The following is an 18,464-nucleotide window of genomic DNA, read 5'->3' on the forward strand; positions in this document are numbered from 1 at the left end:
TGGGGCGGATCGCGTTGATGAGCGGGGAACTCGGCACCCTCAACGGGTTACCGGTGGCGGTGATCATCCGCACCACGCTGCAGGATCTGGAATCCCGCGCCGGGGTCGGTGTCAGCGGTGGAGGCACGGTGGTGCCGATCGCCGAGGTGATCCGGATGGGTGCGCACGCCAACCATCACCTGGCGGTGTTCGACAAAGCCACCGGGTCCGCGTTGGCGTTGTTCCGGGCGAAACGGGTCGCGTCCCCGGCGCAGCGGATCATGCTGATCGCCCGCGATGGGGGTTGCACCAAACCGGGCTGCACCGTGGGTGCCTACGGCTGCCAGGTCCATCACGCCGCTGCTGACTGGGCTGACGGCGGGAACACCAACGTCGACGAGATGGGTTTGGCGTGCGGGCCTGATAACCGAGCCGTGGACACCGACGGCGGCTGGCGCACCCGGATGAACGAACGCTGCGAGGTCGAATGGATCCCGCCACCACCCTTGGACACCGGCCAAAGCCGGATCAACTACCACCACCGCCCCGAAGCCCTACTCCGGTCTGACGAACTACAACCCCAAAGCCACAACAACACAGGCGAACCCGGTGACCGTGAGCGTGTCGACTCCCAGAGTGTTGAGGACGATCGCGACGACCCCCAACCGATTGACCCCGAGCCGCCGATCGACCCTGAGTCGGTCACCCCTGCGCCGATCGGCGCAGAGCTATCCGCACCGGACCCGGTGGACCCAGACCCCGTCACCCCTGAACCTGTTGACCCCGAGCCGGGCAACCCATCACCGATCAACAACGCCGGCGAACCTGGTGGACCCGCGCCACCTCACCAGCAAGCAGCCTGACAGGTGCGGACTACGTCGCTCCGCACACACGCGGTGAGCAACCCCTTCTCGACGCGGCGACGGTGATCGTCGACATCCACAACCGACGGATCACCTGACCGCGCGACCTCAGTGATCGCCGCCGAAACGGGTGCACCTCGCGGTCGGGTTTTGGTTCGGCAGCCTCGTTTACGTTGGCGTTGCTAACCGTCCTAGGCCTCAGTGTCCGGGGCCGCGCTCTCCAGGGACTGGGCCAGGACGGCTGCCACCACCGATTCGACGTTCGCCTCGATCGAGGACGCCAGCGTCGCCGTCACGGCGGAGACCGCCACCGTGCGGAACCGCACCAGCATCGTGATCATCTCCGCCATCTCCGCCATCTCGGTGTCCGGCGGCAGCTCCGCCCCGGGGTTGAGGCGGTCGCCGATGTGCTCCACTCCCGCCCGCACCAGGATGTCGCTGATCTGATCGACCAGCGGGGCGATCTGCTCGTGGATGTCGATCAGCTTGTCGGTGGCTACGCCGTACTGCCGGATCTCGTTGAACGCCTCGATCAGCTTCGGCCGCATGACCGTGGCGTCGACACCGTCGTCCTCGAGCTTGATCACCCCGAGGGCGACCATCCGGTCGAAGCCGGGTTCGTCGTCGACCAGGTTTTTGGCGTCGGCGAGCGACATCCGTTCGGGCTTCTCGGTGGCCCAGCTGCCCGAGATCGCAGACTCCAGGCCCAGCATGTCGCCGACGTCCTTGCCCTGCTCCCAGGCCGACAGCATCTCGTTGACGTGGGCGATGTTGTAGCCCCGATCCAGCAGCGAGGTGATCAACCGCAGCCGGGTCAGGTGGGTGTCGTTGAACAGCACGATGCGGCCCACCCGAAGCGGCGGGTGCAGCAGGCCGCGGTCGCGGTACACCCGGACGTTGCGGGTGGTGGTGCCGGCCAGTCGGGCGAGGTCCTCGATGCGGTACTCGCCGGATGCCGCGACGCCGTGGGGCTGCACGGCCGCGTCGAACAGCTGTGACACCGCGGCCTCGACCACATCCCGGGATCCGCGGCGGATTCGTCGCAGGATCGCCGGGACCGGCCCGCTGGGCGGGCGGGGCTGCCTGGCGGTGGACATCTCAGAACATCTCAGGCCGTCGAGGTGACAACCCGCGGGCGCACGTCATGTGCGACCGCGTGATAATCCTCGAACTGAAACTGACGCATCTGTCGAAGATACTGCGTCGCGAAGCCGGGGTACATCGAGGCGTTGAATCCGTCAGCGGTCAGATACCAGCTGTTGCAGCCCGACATCCAGGTGGTCCTGGCCAGCCGCTGTTGCATGCGGTCGTTGTAACGGGCCTGGACCTCGGCGCGGACGTCGAGGTAGCGCAGGTTCTCGTTCAGGATCGTGGTGATCCCAGTGACCGCGTAGTCCAGCTGTCCCTCGACGTAGACCAGCAGCGAGTTGTGCCCTGGCCCGGAGTTCGGCCCGCACATGAAGAACAGGTTCGGATAGCCGTGCGCGCTCGCGCTCTTGTACGCCTCGGCGTGACCTGCCCACTCCTGCTGCAGTGACCGCCCGCCCAGCCCGGTGACGGGGTACGGCGGCCCGGACAGGTGCACGTCGTACCCGGTCGCGAACACGATGGCGTCGAGGTGGTGCTCGATGCCGTCGCTGGTGCGGATCCCGGCCGGGCTCAGGGTGGCGATCGGCCAGTCGATCAGCTTGCAGTTGTCGCGTTGCAGTGCCGGGTAGTAGTCGCTGGAGATCAGCATCCGCTTGCAGCCGGGGGTGAAGTCCGGGGTGAGCTGGCGGCGCAGCCAGGGGTCGGCGACGCTGCGGCGCAGATATGCCTTGCCCAGCCGGCCGACCAGGCGGCTCAACGGGGTGTTCCACACCAGTGCGGTGGCGCTGGCCTCGTGGCCCCAGAACAACGCCTGGCGGGCCAGTTCCTGGGCGGCGGGCACCTTGGCGAACAGCGATTGCACCGCCGCCGGCATCGGGACGTCCAGGCGGGGGAGCACCCATCCGGGGGTGCGCTGGAACACCTTGACGAACTCGGCCGTCTTGACCAGTTCGGGAACGATCTGCACGGCACTCGCGCCGGTGCCGATCACCGCGACGCGCTTGCCGGTGAAGTCGTAGTCGTGATCCCAGGCCGCGCTGTGGATCTTGTGACCCCGGTAGGTGTCGATGCCACGGATGTCGGGCAGCTTGTGATCGGCCAGCGGACCGCCGGCGAGCACCACGGTGCGTGCCTGGAACCGTTTGCGCCCGTTGGTGGTCGCCGTCCACACCCCGGCGTCCTCGTCGAAGCTCAACCCGGTGATCTCGGTGTTGAACCTGATCAACGGCCGCAGCCCGTGCTGATCGGTCAGATCCTCGATGTGCCCGCTGATCTCCGCGCCTGACGGGTACGCCCGCGACCACGTCGGGTTCTTGACGAACGAGAACGAATACAGCAGTGACGGGATGTCGCAGGCCACCCCGGGGTAGGTGTTGTCGCGCCAGGTGCCGCCGACGCGGTCGGCGCGTTCGACGACGACGATGTCGTCGACCCCGGCCTGTCTGAGTTTGATCGCGGTACCCAGGCCGGTGAAGCCGGCGCCGACGATCAGCGTGTCGTGGATGTGTGTGGCGGCCATGGTTCAGGCCGCCGGCTCGTGGGTGAGTTCTTTGAACCACGACGGGATCGGCTTGAGCAGCGCCTTGGGGTAGTAGTCGGACGCCCACACCATCGGGTTGGCCACCCAGTGGTACGGGTTGTTGGGTTTGACGACCATGCGGGCGTGCAGCTTGAGGATCTGGTATGTCGGAACCCGCCAGGTGCTCTCGCTGCGTTCGCCGAGGATTTTGAACCGCTTCATCGCGTTGTAGAGTTTCTCGGGCTGCAGACCCATGTCGACGATGTTGTTGCGCATCCGGTTCAGCAGCGGGATGTACATGAGCGCACCGATGACCACCCCCGGGGTGGCGACGTTGCCGACGAACTGGACCAGCAGCCGGCGTGCATCGGCCTGGCCGATCATGTTGAGAACCTCGAAATCGACGGCGATGTGCCGGGATTCATCGTTGTTGATCTTCTCGAACACCTGGTGACAGACCGGGTCGTGGACTTCTTCGAGCAGGAACTTCAGCAGTGCGCCGTCGAGTGCGACCTCCAGCATCGGGATGACGGTGCCCAGGATCGACAGCGACATGTCGTCGGCGTAGGTGTCGAGCCAGTCGATCGCCAGCCGGATGTTCACATTCGGTTCCGGCATCTCGCCGTCGTCGAGCATGCCCCACCGTTTCATCAGGGCCAGTTCGGCGTTGGCGTGCCGTTGTTCCTCGGCGTGGAAGTAGCGGTAGATCTCGGCGATCGTCGGCGTCGGCGCCTTCTTGGCCATCGCCGCGAACCCACGTGCGCCGACGTTCTCGATCCAGCACAGGTCGGCCATGAACGCCTTGAGCTTGGGCCGCATCTCGTCGGTGATCATCTCGGCACCCGGAGCGTCCCAGTCGATGTCGGCCAGCGCCCACTGACGATCCTTGATCTTCGCCAGCATGACATCCATGTCGATTGCCATCTGTTCCTCCTAGGTGGTGACGCGAGAGGTGAGACCGGCGGCGCGGGTGTAGACCGTCGGAGTGAAACGCTTGATGCCCCAGCCGATCCGGGCTTCGGGTTGCGGCATGCAGTAGAGGCCGCCGCGGTCGAGGGTGTCCAGGCAGGCCCGCGCGACACGTTCGGGGGAGATGCCGGTCCAGCGCATCAGCTGGTCGGCCAGCTGGCTGGACTTCGACGAGATCCGACCTGCGCCGACGATGTTGGTCTTGACGAACGTCGGGCACAACACGGTGACGTTGATGCCGGTGCCCGCCAGTTCGGCGGCCAGGGTCTCCGACAGGGACAGGGTGCCGGCCTTGCTGACATTGTAGGCGGCCATGCCGGGTGCGGCGCCGAACGCCGCCGCCGAGGCGACGTTGATGATGCCCGCCGGCCGGTCGGCTTCCCGCAGGATCGGGGCGAATACGTGGCAGCCGTGGATCGGTCCCCACAGGTTGATGTTCAGCACCCACGTCCAGTCGGCGAGGTCGGACTCGCCGATCATGGCTCCACCGGCGCCCACCCCCGCGTTGTTGATCACCAGCGTCGGTGGGCCGCCGAACCAGGTTTGAGCCTGCTCGGCGAGCTGATGCACCTGCTCGATCTCGGTGACGTCGCACTGGACCGGCAGTGCCCGTCCGCCGCCGGCTTCGATCACATCGGAGGTGACGCGGGCGGTCTCGAGGTTGATGTCGCTGCACACCACGCGTCCGCCGCGGCGGGCCAGTTCGGTGGCGAACGCGGCGCCGATGCCGCTGCCCGCACCGGTGATCACCGCGTCGGCGTCGTGGCTGCGTTTCGGAGATCCGAAGAGACCCAGCATGTCAGCTCACCTGTCCGATGCTGTTGGTGCGCAGCGCATCTGTGACGAATGCGGCGACCTCCCGCATCGCCGGTGCGGCTTCGGGGGTGAGCCGGGGCAGGGCGTGGAAGACGTGTACCTGGCCGGGCCAGATCCGCAGGTCGCACCGGCCGCCGGCGGCGGCGAGGTCGTCGGCGAGGGTGATGGCGTCGGCGGCGAGCATCTCCGCACCGCCGGCGTGGATCAGCGTGGCCGGAAGCGGCCGTCCGCCCGCGACGTCGAGTGCCAGCCGCGGATGGGTGGGTTTGATTCCCGCGCAGTACAACTCGACCAGGCGTGCGGCGTCGCGGGACCGGATCGCGGGATCGGGAGACATCTGTTCGCGAGATCGGGCCAGGCCGAACGTCAGATCCACCAGTGGGGAGAGCAGCACGAGACCCGCGGGATGGCGGACGTCGGGTTGCAGCATCAGGTCGACGGCGAGGTGTCCCCCTGCCGAATCGCCGGCGACGACGATCTGCTCAGCAGGGACCCCGCACTTATCGGTCAGCCACTGCCACCCATGCCGGACATCGTCTGCTGCGGTGGGGAACCGGTGCCGCGGGGCCAGTCGGTAGTCGACGCTGAAGACCGGGATTCCAGTGAGCTGCGACAGCCATGAGGTGAGGCGGCGATGGGTTCGCGGTGAGCACAAGGCGTAGCCGCTGCCGTGGACGAAGTAGATCGCACGAGCGGTGTGCTTGCCCTGTCGGGCAACGCCGTTGCCGTAGACCCACTCGCCGACGACCCGGTGCCCGGCGGAAGTCCTGGTGTCGACGTGGACGACCTCGGTCCCGGCCAGCGACGGCCCGAAGGCATCCATGATCCGGGCCACGATCTGGCGCGAGGTCCACAGGCCCCATGCCCGGTCGGCCGGGAGCACGCTGCTGATCTGGCGCAGTGTCAGGCTGCTGATGACCACGGCACTGCGGGAGCGCAGCGACCCTCGCTCTGGCAGGGGAGATGCCTGCTCGTCATTGGGCACGCTTCGGAGTACATCCCCAATGGTGACATTTGTCAATGTCAACATTTGACACTGCACCTGTCTGCCGGTCCATTCATACTGCGCTGGCGGCGCGAGTCACTCGCACTTCTACGCCGTGGACGCAGTCTCAACGTGAGGGAACCTCGGTTGACGCTGTCGGGGGTGGGGTGTTTACTGAGGCTGTCGAACGTACATTCGAACACAGTGTCTGGGTCAGGTGTTGCGAGAGGGGCTGCTGTGGCATTGGCGGTGAACGTGGACAGGCCTCGGTCGCACCGCGCTGAGCAGGTAGAACAGCTGCGCAGGCGGATGGCCTCGGTGTCGGAGAAGATGGCCGCGAAAGGCGGGGGAAGCCACCGGGTGCAACCCCCGCCCACCGACCCCCCACCCGCCCCGGATTCTTTGCTGCCGGCACCTGATTTCGCGGCTGAGCTGCCCGTCGGCCCGCTTCCCCGCGGAACAGTGGCGGTGCTGTCGGGGGCCCGGTCGCTGGAGCTGAGCATGGTGGCGGCGGTGACGGCCGGGGGCGGTCACGCCGCGATCATCGGCCAGCCGGACCTCGGTCTGCTCGCCGCGGTGGAGATGGGAGCGGACCTGAGCAGGATCGCCGTCATCCCGGAACCGGGAGCTGACCCGGTCGAGGTGGCCGCGGTCCTGATGGACGGGATGGATCTGGTGGTCCTCGGTCTGGGCGGCCGGTCGGTGCCGCCGACCCGGGCCAGGGCGGTGGTCGCCCGGGCGCGGCAGCGGGGATGCACGCTGCTCGTCACCGATGGAGACTGGCAGGGGGCCTCCACCCGGCTGGACGCGTACGTCGGTGGCTATGAGATCGCAGGCGGGGGGAGCCCTGGCTTCGGGCGGATCTGCCGGGTCCGGCTGGCGATGCGCGCCAGAGGACGTCCGGTTCGCCCCGCGCGTGCGCTGGGAGGCTAGCCGTGGCCGGTTCCAGGGTGCTGGCGCTCTGGTGCATGGACTGGCCCGCCGTCGCCGCGGGGACAGCCGTCGGCCTGCCCTCGACGGTGCCGATCGCGGTCACGCTGGCCAACCGGGTCATCGCGTGCTCGGCTGCGGCGCGCGCAGCGGGTGTGCGACGAGGGCTGCGTCGTCGTGAGTCACAGTCCCGCTGCCCGGAATTGCACGTCGTCACCGCTGACCCCGGCCGCGACGCCCGGCACTTCGAGCACGTCACGGCCGCGGTCGACGAGCTGGTGCCGCGGGCCGAGGTGCTGCGTCCCGGGCTGCTGGCCTTGTCGGTGCGCGGCGCCGCCCGGTACTTCGGGTCCGAGCAGGCCGCCGCCGAACGGCTGGTCGACGCGGTGGCCGCGGCCGGCGTGGAGTGCCAGGTCGGTATCGCCGACCAGCTGCCCACCGCCGTGTTCGCCGCGCGGGCGGGCAGGATCATCGGACCCGGTGAGGATGCCCTGTTTCTCTCGGAAATGTCGGTCCGGCAGCTGGCCGCCGAACCGAGCCTGGCGCCCGTCACCCGGGAGAGCCTGGTCGATCTGTTGTGGCGCTTGGGTATCCGCAAGATCGGACAGTTCGCCGAGCTGTCCCGAAGCGATGTGTCCTCCCGGTTCGGAGCCGACGCGGTAGCCGCGCACCGCCTCTCCCGCGGCGAGCCCACCCGGCCGCCGTCGGGGCGGGAGCCCGAACAGGAACTCGATGCGGTGATGGATTGCGACCCACCCATCGACCGGGTGGATGCCGCGGCTTTCGCCGGGCGTTCGCTGGCCGGGATGCTGCACCGCAGCCTGGAGGCCGCGGGGGTGGGCTGTACCAGGCTGGCGATCCACGCGGTGACCGCCAACGGACAAGAGCTGGACCGTGTCTGGCGGTGCGCGGAGCCGCTGACCGAGGACGCCACCGCAGACCGGGTGCGCTGGCAGTTGGACGGTTGGCTGAATCGGCGACACGAAAGCGATCGGCCCTGCGCGCCGGTCACGGTGCTTCGGTTGCGTCCGGTGGAGGTGGTGTCGGCAGAGGCCCTGCAGCTGCCGCTGTGGGGAGGAGTCGGTGAGGAGGACAGGTTACGCGCGCGGCGGGCACTGGTGCGGGTGCAGGGGCTGCTGGGCCCCGACGCCGTCAAGGTTCCGGTGCTCAGCGGGGGGCGAGGCCCGGCTGAACGCATCACGCTCGCGGCGCTCGGGGACGAGCCTGTGCCCCAAGCGGATCCAGATCAGCCGTGGCCGGGTCGGCTCCCGGAGCCGTCGCCGAGTGTGCTGCTCGACGATCCGGTCGAACTGTTCGACGCCGAAGGTGACCCGGTGCGGGTCACCGCGCGGGGGGTGTTCTCGGCGGCCCCGTTCCGGCTGGACGCACCCGGGCGCGGCGGGCGGTTGTCGTGGTGGGCCGGACCGTGGCCCGTCGACGAACGCTGGTGGGCTTCTGCGGATGCGAGGAGCGGTCGGGTCGCTCGAGCGCAGGTGTTGCTCGACAGTGACCAGGCCCTGTTGCTGTGCTACCGGCAGCGGCGGTGGTACCTCGAGGGTGTCTACGAGTGATCCAGCTGGCTGGCGAACGCGCCGACCCGGGAGATGAACCGGTCGAAGAACGCCGCAGGGTCGACGTCGACACCGATGAGCGCGTTCGGTTCCCGGCCCCATCGCCCGCTCCAGTCGGCGATCGTCATCCCACGCGTCAGCGTGCCCGTCAGCTCGACGTCGACCGGTGCCGCGCGATACCGGACCAGCCCGGTGTCCAGCGCGACCGCGGCGGCCAGCGGGTCGTGCAGGTGTGCCAGGTAGCCCTCGCCCTGGTCATGGTGGAACTCGAAGTAGAACCGCATCGCGTCTTCGAGTACCCGAATCAGCGGATTGGAGGCAGTCGACCGGGTGCCGCGGTCGTCGTCGGCGGACATCGGGGTCCAGGAGGACCCGGCTGCTGCCGCCAGCCGGCCCAACAGCTCCGGAGTCATCGCGACGTTCTCGGTGAGGTTCAGCCCCAGCACGATCGGGAGATGACCGACATCGGAGTCCCACGCCGCGAACACCTCTGCCGCCGACTCCGGGTCGACACTGACATTCCATTCCGCCACCGGGGTGGTGTTGCCGCGGTAGTCGAACGCGCCGCCCATGATGACCAGTCGTCTGAGCAGCTTCGGCAGTGTGGGGTCGGCGCGCAACGCCAGTGCCAGGTTGGTCAGCGGTCCGGTGGCGACCCCGATCAGCTCGCCGGGGTGGGCGTGTGCGGCCCGTTGCCACGCTTCGGCGGCATCGTATGAGGTCACGCTGGAGGTCGGTGCAGGCAGCCGCGCGTAGCCCAGGCCGTACGGCCCGTGGGTGTCCTCCGCGGTGCGCAGCGGGGTCTGCAGCGGGTTCTGCGAACCCATCGACACCGGCACATCGGTGACCCCGCACAGTTCCAGCAGGGCCAGATTGTTCTGGCAGACCTGGTGCACCGGAACATTTCCCGCGGTCGAGGCGATACCGACGAGCTCGGCCTCGACGCTGCCCAACAGGTAGGCCAGCGCCATCGCATCGTCGACCCCGGTGTCGACGTCGAGGAAGACCGGTTGTCGCACCCCGGTCACCAGTGCACGCCGGGAACCAGCCGCACCACCCTCTTGACCGAGCGGGGAACCCGGAGTGCGGGGCCCGACCTTACCGGGCGCCTGGGACGGCGCGGCGCCGACGGCGACGGCGGATCGACGTGCGAAACACCGCGTGCCGCAGCGGAATCGGGGTAGCCGAGGTACAGCTGGTGTAGCACGCGACGGGACAGCTTCGGGGTGAAATAGGTTCCCAGATCCGACAGCGTGCCGATCGGTGTGTCGATGCGTGCGGGCTTCTCCACCAGGCCTCGGACCACCATGGCGGCAGCGTGTTCGGCGGAGATGGGTGGCATCGGGTTGAGCCTACGCGACGGGGTGATCATCGGCGTCTTGACCAACGGCATGTGGATGGTGGTGAACGTGATGTGATCCGACAGCGTCTCGGTCCCGACGACCTCGGCGAACGCATCCAGGGCGGCCTTGCTGGGGATGTAGGCGCTGTACTTCGGGTTGCCGGCCTGCACCCCGGCGCTGGAGACGTTCACCACATGGCCGAATTGCCTTTCGCGCCAATGCGGAAGAAGCGCGAGTACCATCCGGACCGGGCCGAAGTAGTTGACCGCCATCACGCGCTCGTAGTCGTGCAACCTGTCCGTGGAGGCCACCACCGACCGCCGGATCGACCGTCCGGCATTGTTGACCAGATAGTCGACGTGGCCGAAGCGGCCGAGAATGTCCTTGACGGTGTGTTCCACCGCCGCGGAATCGGTGACGTCACAGGTGAATGCGTGTGCCTCACCACCGGAAGCACGGATTTCGGCGATCAGCCCGTCGAGAGCCTCGGCGTTGCGCGCCAGCGCGAACACGGTGGCGCCGCGCGCGGCCACCGCGATCGCCGACGCCCGTCCGATGCCGCTGGACGCGCCGGTGATGATCACATGCTTGCCCACCAGCGGTCCGCGGGGGTCGTCACGCCGGGCGCGGTTGGGGTCGAGGTGCTCCACCCAGTGTCGCCACAGCTGCGGGGCGTAGGACGCGAACTCGGGAACCGCGATTCCGGTTCCCTGCAACGCTTCGGTGGTGTGTTCGCAGGTGAACGTCGGCGCGAGGTCGACGACGTCGAGGATCTCACCGGGGATGCCGAGTTGGGTGGCGGCCATGTTGCGCACCACCTTCGCCCGCCCGGTCACCTGCAGGAACGGCGTGGCCGCCGCGCGGGGCAACGAGCCGGCCAGCGGCGGCAGCCCGGCGGCACGGGCGAGTCCGCGGTAGATGCCCCGCAGTCCGATCGTTTTCGGTGCGGTCAGATGGAACGTCTGGCCGTCCCGCCCGTCGAGGTGCATGAGCGTGGCGATCGCGTCGACTACGAAGTCCACGGGAACGATGTTCGTGCGCCCGGTGTCGGGCAGCACCATCGGCATGAAACGGGGCAGCGAGGCGAGCCGGGCCAGCACCGGGAAGAAGTAGTACGGACCGTCGACCTTGTCGATCTCACCGGTCCTGGAGTCGCCGACGACCACCGCGGGCCGGTAGATCCGGTACCGGAGTCCGTCGGCCGACCGCACCAGCAGTTCGGCTTCGAACTTGGTCTGGTGGTACGGCGTCGGAAGGTCCTGCGCCACGTCGAAGTCGTCTTCGGTGAACACCCCGCGGTGCGTTCCGGCGACCGCGATCGAGGACACGTGGTGCAATGTCGCGTCCAGTCGCCGCGCCAGCGTGATCACGGCGCGGGTGCCCTCGACATTGGCGGCGCGCTGCCGGTCTGCCGGGGCGGTGATGTCATAGATCGCCGCGCAGTGCACGACGTGGTCGACCCGGCCGATGTCGGCGACGGTCGCGTCGGTGAGCCCCAGGTCGGGAGCGGTCAGGTCACCGACCAGAGGCCTCACCCGCTCGTCCCAACGCTGCGCCAGCCGCTCGAACCGGCCCAGCGACTCCCGGCGCACCAGCACGTGCACCGCCTCGCTGCCCGGCAGGGCCAGGATCCGGTCCACCAGATGCCTACCAATAAACCCGGTACCGCCGGTAACGACATAGCGCATGGGACACATGGTCACCTGCCGCCGGGCAAAGGTCAATGCTGGCCTCCGGCCAAGGTGGTCAATGCTGGCCTCCGGTGCGCACGCTAACCTCGCGTCCATGCCCATCGAACCGAACGCCATCGGCGCCACGACGCCGCCCCAGGTCTTCGAGTGGACCGACCGCGACACGCTCCTGTATGCGCTGGGAGTGGGAGCGGGCACCGGTGACCTCGCCTTCACCACCGAGAACAGCCACGAGATCGAACAGCAGGTGCTGCCCACCTATGCGGTGATCGCCTGCTCGCCGTTCGCCGCCGCCACCAAGATCGGGACGTTCAACTTCAGCAGGCTGTTGCACGGCTCGCAATCCATCCGGGTGTTCGCGCCGCTGACCCCGGCCGGCAAGCTCAGCGTCGTCTGCGAAGTGGCCGACATCCAGGACAAGGGGGAGGGCAAGAACGCGGTGGTGATGCTCAAGGCCACCGGCAGCGACCCCGACAGCGGTCAGGCGGTCGCCGAGACGCTCACGACCCTGGTGATCCGGGGGGAAGGCGGCTTCGGGGGGCAACCGGGTCAGCGTCCGAGTGCACCCGAGATCCCGGAGCGCGAACCGGACGCCCGGGTGGCCCTGCCCACCCGCGAGGACCAGGCGCTCATCTACCGGCTGTCGGGGGACCGCAACCCGCTGCACAGCGACCCCTGGTTCGCCCGGGAGCTCGCCGGGTTCCCCAAGCCGATCCTGCACGGCCTGTGCACCTACGGCGTCGCCGGGCGGGCGCTGGTCGCCGACCTGGGTGGCGGCGATGCCTCCAAGATCACGGCGATCTCGGCCCGTTTCACCTCGCCGGTCGTCCCCGGCGATTTGCTGACGACATCGATCTGGCGGGTGGAATCCGGCCGGGCCGTTTTCCGCACCGAGGCCGCCAACCCTGACGGTTCCGATGCGCGCCCGGTGCTCGAGGACGGCACGGCCGAGTTCAGCGAGTGAGTCGCCGATCTTGACCCTGTGAATCGGTTTGCTGGACTGGTAGCGTTCGCCAGTGCGGGGGGTTTTGGTCCTTTCTGAGGGCGTGTGCAACCGGGGTGGGTGAATGTTTGATGCTTTGCGGATCGCTTCCGCTGCATCGTTGAGTCCTGCGCTGTGGCGATCTGATCAGTACTACTGGTTCACTGCGGTCCTCACTGGGCGTGGGCTACAGACGCCGACGTGTCGGCTGGTCGCGGTCTGCCTGGTGAGCCTCGGGCTGATCCCGGTCGTGTTGATGGCGAGTCCGCTCGGTCCCCAAGGCATGCAGGCGCAGATCGCCGCCGTGGCCATCGGCGTGTCCTGCCTGGCGATGGCAGTGCTGTGGCTGCGGCACCACTGGCCCACCCGGGCGTTGTCGCTGGCCGGCGTGGTCGTCGGATCGTTCGCCATCGGGGTGTCCGCCCTCATCGTGTCCAGCCCGGTCCTCGGTTTTCTGGCCGCCACGACCTATGTGGTGCTGACCGGGTATGTGGTGTGTTTCCACACGGCGCGGTTACTGGTGCTCACCTGGACGGTCGCGCTGGCGGTGCTCGGCGTGCTCTTCATGCAACTGGTCTCGACGGATCCGGCGTTGGCCGGGTGCGCGGTGGGTGTGGTGATGCTGCTCAACGTCTTCATCGCGTTCGCCTGCCGGTCGGGCATCAAGCTGATCCAGCCAGACGCCTTCCACGGGGACATCGAGCAACTCACCGGTCTGTTGCACCGCGACGCCTTCTACCGCGGCGTCGCGACATTGCTGGCGTCGCGGAGTCGCAGCGACGACCGGTATCTGGTCGTGGTGGCGGTCAACATCGACAGCTTCTCGCTGCTGCTCGGCCTGTCGGGCTCCCGTGGCGGCAACCGGGCACGCGTGACGGTGAGCCAGGCGCTACGGGAGACCGTCCGGCACAACGCGATCGTCGCCCACATCTCCGACGACGATTTCCTCGTCGCCGACACGTTCACCACTGCCGACGCCTCGCCGCTGGTGGAGCGGATCCGCGGCGCGATCGCCGCCACGCCGCAGCGGCTGACGGCCAGCATCGGCGTGGTGGTGACACCGCTTTCGCCTTTGGCGGCCGAACCCCCCGACGAAGTGGTCGACAGATTGATCGCGATCGCCACGACGGCGATCGAACAGGCGCGGATGGCCGGAGGCAACCAGGTTCGGTATGTGCTGCGGCCGACGCTCGGTGAGGCCGAGGACGACGACGACGGCTATCCGCCGGGCACCGACGACAAGACCGCCTGAGACGCCGGATCGACTATCGAACGTCTGTTCGATACATTGGCGGTGTGGGTTGGCACAACGGACCGCCGAGTTGGTCGGAGATGGAGCGCGTCCTCAATGGCCGACTGCCCCGGCCCGCCGGGGGAGGCAAGCCGCGCCGCAGCGGGCTTGGGCTGGAAGAACCGCACGGCGACGGCGGGGACAGTCCGGCGTGGTCGCGCAAGCGGGGCGAATACCAAGCCCGACGGTCGGAGGGCTCGGCAGTGCCCAGTTCGGTGCCCTACGCCGAGCTGCACACCCACTCGGCCTACAGCTTTCTCGACGGCGCGAGCACACCCGAAGAACTCGTGGAGGAGGCCGCACGTCTGGATCTACGGGCGATCGCGCTGACTGATCACGACGGGCTCTACGGGGTGGTGCGGTTCGCCGAGGCGGCCAGGGAGCTGGATGTGGCCACCGTGTTCGGTGCCGAGTTGTCCCTGGGCGGTGGCAGCCGTACCGATGAACCCGACCCGGCCGGGCCCCACCTGCTGGTGCTCGCGCGGGGGGCGGAAGGCTATCGGCGGCTGTCGAGGCAGTTGGCCGCGGCACATCTGGCGGGTGGGCAGAAGGGCAGGTTGCACTACGACTTCGACGCGCTGACCGAGGCGGCGGGCGGGCACTGGCAGATCCTGACCGGCTGTCGCAAAGGCCATGTCCGGCAGGCTCTTTGCGCTGGTGGTCCTGCGGCCGCCGCAGCGGCGCTTGCTGATCTGGTCGACCGGTTCGGCAGTGACCGGGTGAGCGTCGAACTCACCCATCACGGCCACCCGCTCGACGACCAGCGGAACGCCGCGCTGGCCGGGCTCGCCCCCCGGTTCGGGGTGGGCGTCGTCGCGACGACCGGTGCGCATTTCGCCGAACCGTCACGGGGGCGCTTGGCGATGGCGATGGGGGCGATCCGGTCCCGGCGGTCCATGGACGAAGCGGCGGGCTTCCTTGCCCCGCTGGGCGGTTCGCATCTGCGCTCCGGGGAGGAGATGGCGCAGTTGTTCGCACACTGCCCCGAGGTGGTGACGGCCGCCGCCGAACTCGGCGAGCAGTGCGCTTTCGGTCTGGCACTGATCGCACCGCAGTTGCCGCCGTTCGAGGTTCCCGAGGGCCATGACGAGATCAGCTGGCTGCGGCACCTGGTCGCCGAAGGCGCGCGGGACCGCTACGGCCCGCCCGAGCGCGCCCCGCGCGCGTACGCCCAGATCGAACACGAACTGAAGATCATCGAACAGTTGAATTTCCCCGGCTACTTCCTGGTGGTGCACGACATCATCCGGTTCTGCCGTCTCAACGACATCCTGGCCCAGGGCAGGGGCTCGGCGGCCAACTCGGCGGTCTGTTACGCGCTCAAGGTCACCAACGTCGACCCGGTGGCCAACGAGTTGTTGTTCGAACGCTTTCTGTCGCCGGCCCGCGACGGACCGCCCGACATCGACATTGACATCGAATCGGACCTGCGGGAGAACGTGATCCAGTACGTCTACCAACGCTACGGCCGGGAGTACGCCGCGCAGGTGGCCAACGTGATCACCTATCGCGGGCGCAGCGCGGTGCGGGATATGGCTCGGGCGCTCGGGTTCTCCCAAGGCCAGCAGGATGCCTGGAGCAAGCAGATCAGCCGGTGGAACGGTCTGGCCGACTCACCCGACGTGGAGGGCATTCCCGACCAGGTGGTCGACCTGGCCACGCAGATCTCCAACCTGCCCAGGCACATGGGCATCCACTCCGGCGGCATGGTGATCTGTGACCGTCCGATCGCCGATGTGTGCCCGGTGGAGTGGGCGAGGATGGAGAACCGCAGTGTGTTGCAGTGGGACAAGGACGACTGCGCGGCAATCGGTTTGGTGAAGTTCGACCTGCTCGGTCTCGGCATGCTCTCGGCGCTGCACTACGCCATCGACCTGGTGGCCGAGCACAAGGGCGTCGAGGTGGACCTGGCCAAGCTGGATCTGGGCGAGCAGGCGGTGTACGAGATGCTGCAACGCGCGGACTCCGTCGGGGTGTTCCAGGTGGAGTCGCGGGCGCAGATGGCTACGCTGCCCAGGCTGAAGCCGCGGGTGTTCTACGACCTGGTGGTCGAGGTGGCGCTGATCCGTCCTGGGCCGATCCAGGGCGGCTCGGTGCACCCGTACATCAAGCGGCGCAACGGTCTGGAGCAGGTCACCTACGAGCATCCGTCGATGGAGTCGGCGTTGCGAAAAACGTTGGGTGTTCCGCTGTTCCAAGAGCAACTCATGCAGTTGGCGGTCGACTGCGCCGGATTCTCCGCGGCCGAAGCCGACCAGCTGCGCCGAGCGATGGGGTCGAAACGTTCCACGCAGAAGATGCGTCGGCTGCGGGGCCGGTTCTTCGACGGGATGGCCGAGAAGCACGACATCACCGGTGAGGTGGCCGAGCGGATCTACGAGAAGCTGGAAGCCTTTGCCAATTTCGGTTTCCCGGAGAGTCATTCGCTGAGTTTCGCGTCGCTGGTCTTCTACTCCTCGTGGTTCAAGCTGCACCATCCCGCGGCGTTCTGTGCCGCGTTGCTGCGGGCGCAGCCGATGGGTTTCTACTCCCCGCAATCTCTGGTCGCCGATGCTCGCAGGCACGGCGTCGTCGTCCACGGCCCGGATGTCAATGCCAGCCTCGCGCACGCCACGCTGGAGAACCGCGGCCTGGAGGTGCGGCTCGGCCTCGGCAGTGTCCGGCATCTGGGCGTCGAGCTGGCCGAGCGCCTGGTCGAGGAGCGGAAGGCCAACGGCCCCTTTGCCTCTCTGCTCGACCTGACCGGCCGGCTGCAACTGTCCGTGCCGCAGACCGAGGCGTTGGCCACCGCCGGGGCGCTGGGCTGTTTCGGGGTCTCCCGGCGGGAAGGGCTGTGGGCCGCAGGCGCTGCCGCCACCCAACGCCCTGATCGGCTGCCCGGTGTGGGGTCGGCGTCGCATGTCCCGTCGCTGCCCGGGATGACCGAGTTGGAGCTGGCCGCCGCCGACGTGTGGGCGACCGGCGTCTCGTCGGACAGCTACCCGACCCAGTTCCTGCGGGAGGACCTCGACGCCCTGGGTGTGGTCCCTGCCGATCAGTTGTTGTCGGTGCCCGACGGCACCCGGGTGCTGGTGGCGGGGGCGGTCACCCACCGGCAGCGGCCGGCCACCGCACAGGGGGTGACGTTCATGAACCTCGAGGACGAGACCGGGATGGTCAATGTGCTGTGCTCGCCGGGGGTGTGGTCGCGTCATCGCAGGCTGGCGCAGACGGCGTCGGCGCTGGTGGTGCGCGGCATCGTGCAGAACGCCACCGGCGCGGTCACCGTGATCGCCGACCGGATGGGACAGCTCAGCATGCGGGTGGCGTCCAAGTCCCGCGACTTCCAGTGACTCGACGATCCTTGCCGAAGGTAGTCTCGCAAGGTGACCCTCAACCTGTCTGCCGATGAAGTCCTGACCACCACGCGCTCGGTACGCAAGCGGCTGGATTTTGAGAAGCCGGTCCCGCGTGAGGTTCTGATGGAGTGCCTCGACATCGCGCTGCAAGCGCCCACCGGCTCGAACAACCAAGGCTGGCAATGGGTGTTCGTCGAGGACCCGGACAAGAAGAAGGCGATCGCCGACATCTACCGGACCAACGCGACGCCGTACCTGTCGATGGAGAAGCCGAAAACCGGTGACATCCGCGACCAGCAGCGGCCTCGGGTCGAGGACTCGGCGAAGTACCTCAACGAGCATCTTCACCGGGCTCCGGTGATGCTGATCCCGTGCTTGGAAGGCAAACCGCTCGACACCCCATCGGGTCAGAGCGCAGGGTTCTGGGGCTCCCTGCTGCCCGCGGTGTGGAGCTTCATGCTGGCGTTGCGCTCCCGCGGGCTGGGGTCGGCGTGGACGACGCTGCACCTGCTCGGCGACGGCGAGAAGCAGGCTGCCGACATTCTCGGTATCCCGTTCGACAACTACAGCCAGGCCGGGCTGTTCCCGATCGCGTACACGAAGGGCACCGACTTCCGTCGGGCCACCCGGCTGCCTGCCGAGCAGCTCACCCACTGGGACACCTGGTAGGTCACACCGCGCCGGGAAAGCCGTGCTGGCGCCACGATTCGTAGACCGCGACGGCCGCCGCGTTGGACAGGTTCAACGACCGGCGCCCGCTGAGCATCGGAATCCGCGCCTGTCCGGTGATATGTGGGTCGCGCAGCGTCTCCTGATCCAGCCCGGTGGGTTCCGGACCGAACATCAGCACATCACCTGGCTGATAGGCGATCTCGGCGAACGACGTGGTGGCATGCGCAGTGAACGCGAACACGCGCGCCGGCATCAGCGCGGCCCAGGCGGTGTCGAGATCGGGGTGCACGGTCACCGACGCCAGGTCGTGATAGTCCAGACCGGCGCGGCGCAGCTTGGGTTCGGACAGGTCGAATCCCAGCGGTTCGACCAGATGCAGTTCGCAGCCGGTTCCGGCGACCATCCGGATCGCATTGCCGGTATTCG

Annotated in this window: 15 protein-coding genes; 7 read left to right on the forward strand and 8 right to left on the reverse strand. The window is 68.2% G+C overall.

The annotated features are described in order from the left end of the window. The coding region (locus WA944_RS05175; RefSeq protein WP_526646478.1) for an HNH endonuclease signature motif containing protein at positions 1-842 on the forward strand (842 nt) is incomplete at its 5' end. 191 nt (positions 843-1,033) lie between these two features. Here the strand turns inward: WA944_RS05175 and WA944_RS05180 are convergent. From WA944_RS05180 to WA944_RS05200, 5 genes are read right to left on the reverse strand one after another with little or no spacing between them, the layout of a single operon-like run. Beyond that, positions 1,034-1,939 carry a MerR family transcriptional regulator gene (locus WA944_RS05180; RefSeq protein WP_526373689.1) on the reverse strand — a complete coding sequence of 302 codons (906 nt, stop codon included), beginning with the start codon at positions 1,937-1,939 and terminating at the stop codon, positions 1,034-1,036. Positions 1,940-1,950: 11 nt separating this feature from the next. Then, entirely contained in the window at positions 1,951-3,450 is a 1,500-nt protein-coding gene (locus WA944_RS05185; protein ID WP_526608631.1) for a flavin-containing monooxygenase, read from the reverse strand. 3 nt (positions 3,451-3,453) lie between these two features. After that, entirely contained in the window at positions 3,454-4,374 is a 921-nt protein-coding gene (locus WA944_RS05190; protein ID WP_526646480.1) for a ferritin-like domain-containing protein, read from the reverse strand. A gap of 9 nt (positions 4,375-4,383) precedes the next feature. After that, positions 4,384-5,217, reverse strand: coding sequence for an SDR family NAD(P)-dependent oxidoreductase (locus WA944_RS05195; RefSeq protein WP_526373857.1), 834 nt, complete (start codon positions 5,215-5,217; stop codon positions 4,384-4,386). A gap of 1 nt (position 5,218) precedes the next feature. Continuing rightward, positions 5,219-6,220 carry an alpha/beta hydrolase gene (locus WA944_RS05200; protein WP_526373858.1) on the reverse strand — a complete coding sequence of 334 codons (1,002 nt, stop codon included), beginning with the start codon at positions 6,218-6,220 and terminating at the stop codon, positions 5,219-5,221. Between the two features lie 237 nt (positions 6,221-6,457). Between WA944_RS05200 and imuA' the strand changes: the two genes are divergently transcribed. Continuing rightward, positions 6,458-7,153: a DnaE2-dependent mutagenesis accessory factor ImuA' gene (imuA', locus tag WA944_RS05205; RefSeq protein ID WP_526373859.1), complete on the forward strand. Its 696-nt coding sequence runs from the start codon at positions 6,458-6,460 to the stop codon at positions 7,151-7,153. A gap of 35 nt (positions 7,154-7,188) precedes the next feature. Then, entirely contained in the window at positions 7,189-8,721 is a 1,533-nt protein-coding gene (locus tag WA944_RS05210) for a DNA polymerase Y family protein (protein ID WP_526609866.1), read from the forward strand. On the opposite strand, the gene WA944_RS05215 is transcribed toward WA944_RS05210, so the two are convergent. Then, positions 8,712-9,740 carry a nucleoside hydrolase gene (locus WA944_RS05215; protein ID WP_526375662.1) on the reverse strand — a complete coding sequence of 343 codons (1,029 nt, stop codon included), beginning with the start codon at positions 9,738-9,740 and terminating at the stop codon, positions 8,712-8,714. The genes WA944_RS05210 and WA944_RS05215 overlap by 10 nt on opposite strands. Before the next feature lie 5 nt (positions 9,741-9,745). Next, complete coding sequence (locus WA944_RS05220; protein WP_526609859.1) at positions 9,746-11,752, reverse strand: SDR family oxidoreductase; 2,007 nt, start codon at positions 11,750-11,752, stop codon at positions 9,746-9,748. 97 nt (positions 11,753-11,849) lie between these two features. Between WA944_RS05220 and WA944_RS05225 the strand changes: the two genes are divergently transcribed. From WA944_RS05225 to WA944_RS05240, 4 genes are all read left to right on the forward strand, one after another. Next, positions 11,850-12,719 (forward strand): MaoC/PaaZ C-terminal domain-containing protein, encoded by an 870-nt coding sequence (locus tag WA944_RS05225; protein WP_526609861.1) that lies wholly within the window; start codon positions 11,850-11,852, stop codon positions 12,717-12,719. Between the two features lie 244 nt (positions 12,720-12,963). Continuing rightward, complete coding sequence (locus WA944_RS05230) at positions 12,964-13,989, forward strand: GGDEF domain-containing protein (RefSeq protein ID WP_526374146.1); 1,026 nt, start codon at positions 12,964-12,966, stop codon at positions 13,987-13,989. A 44-nt stretch (positions 13,990-14,033) separates the two neighbouring features. After that, positions 14,034-17,360 carry a DNA polymerase III subunit alpha gene (locus WA944_RS05235; RefSeq protein WP_526374145.1) on the forward strand — a complete coding sequence of 1,109 codons (3,327 nt, stop codon included), beginning with the start codon at positions 14,034-14,036 and terminating at the stop codon, positions 17,358-17,360. Between the two features lie 33 nt (positions 17,361-17,393). Further along, positions 17,394-18,035, forward strand: a complete 642-nt coding sequence (locus WA944_RS05240) for a nitroreductase family protein (protein ID WP_526374144.1) — start codon at positions 17,394-17,396, stop codon at positions 18,033-18,035. A 1-nt stretch (position 18,036) separates the two neighbouring features. On the opposite strand, the gene WA944_RS05245 is transcribed toward WA944_RS05240, so the two are convergent. After that, on the reverse strand, positions 18,037-18,464 hold a 428-nt coding region (locus WA944_RS05245; protein WP_526646482.1), incomplete at its 5' end, for a tRNA (cytidine(34)-2'-O)-methyltransferase.

The sequence above is a fragment of the Mycobacterium sp. genome, from assembly GCF_049683355.1.
Taxonomy (GTDB): domain Bacteria; phylum Actinomycetota; class Actinomycetes; order Mycobacteriales; family Mycobacteriaceae; genus Mycobacterium.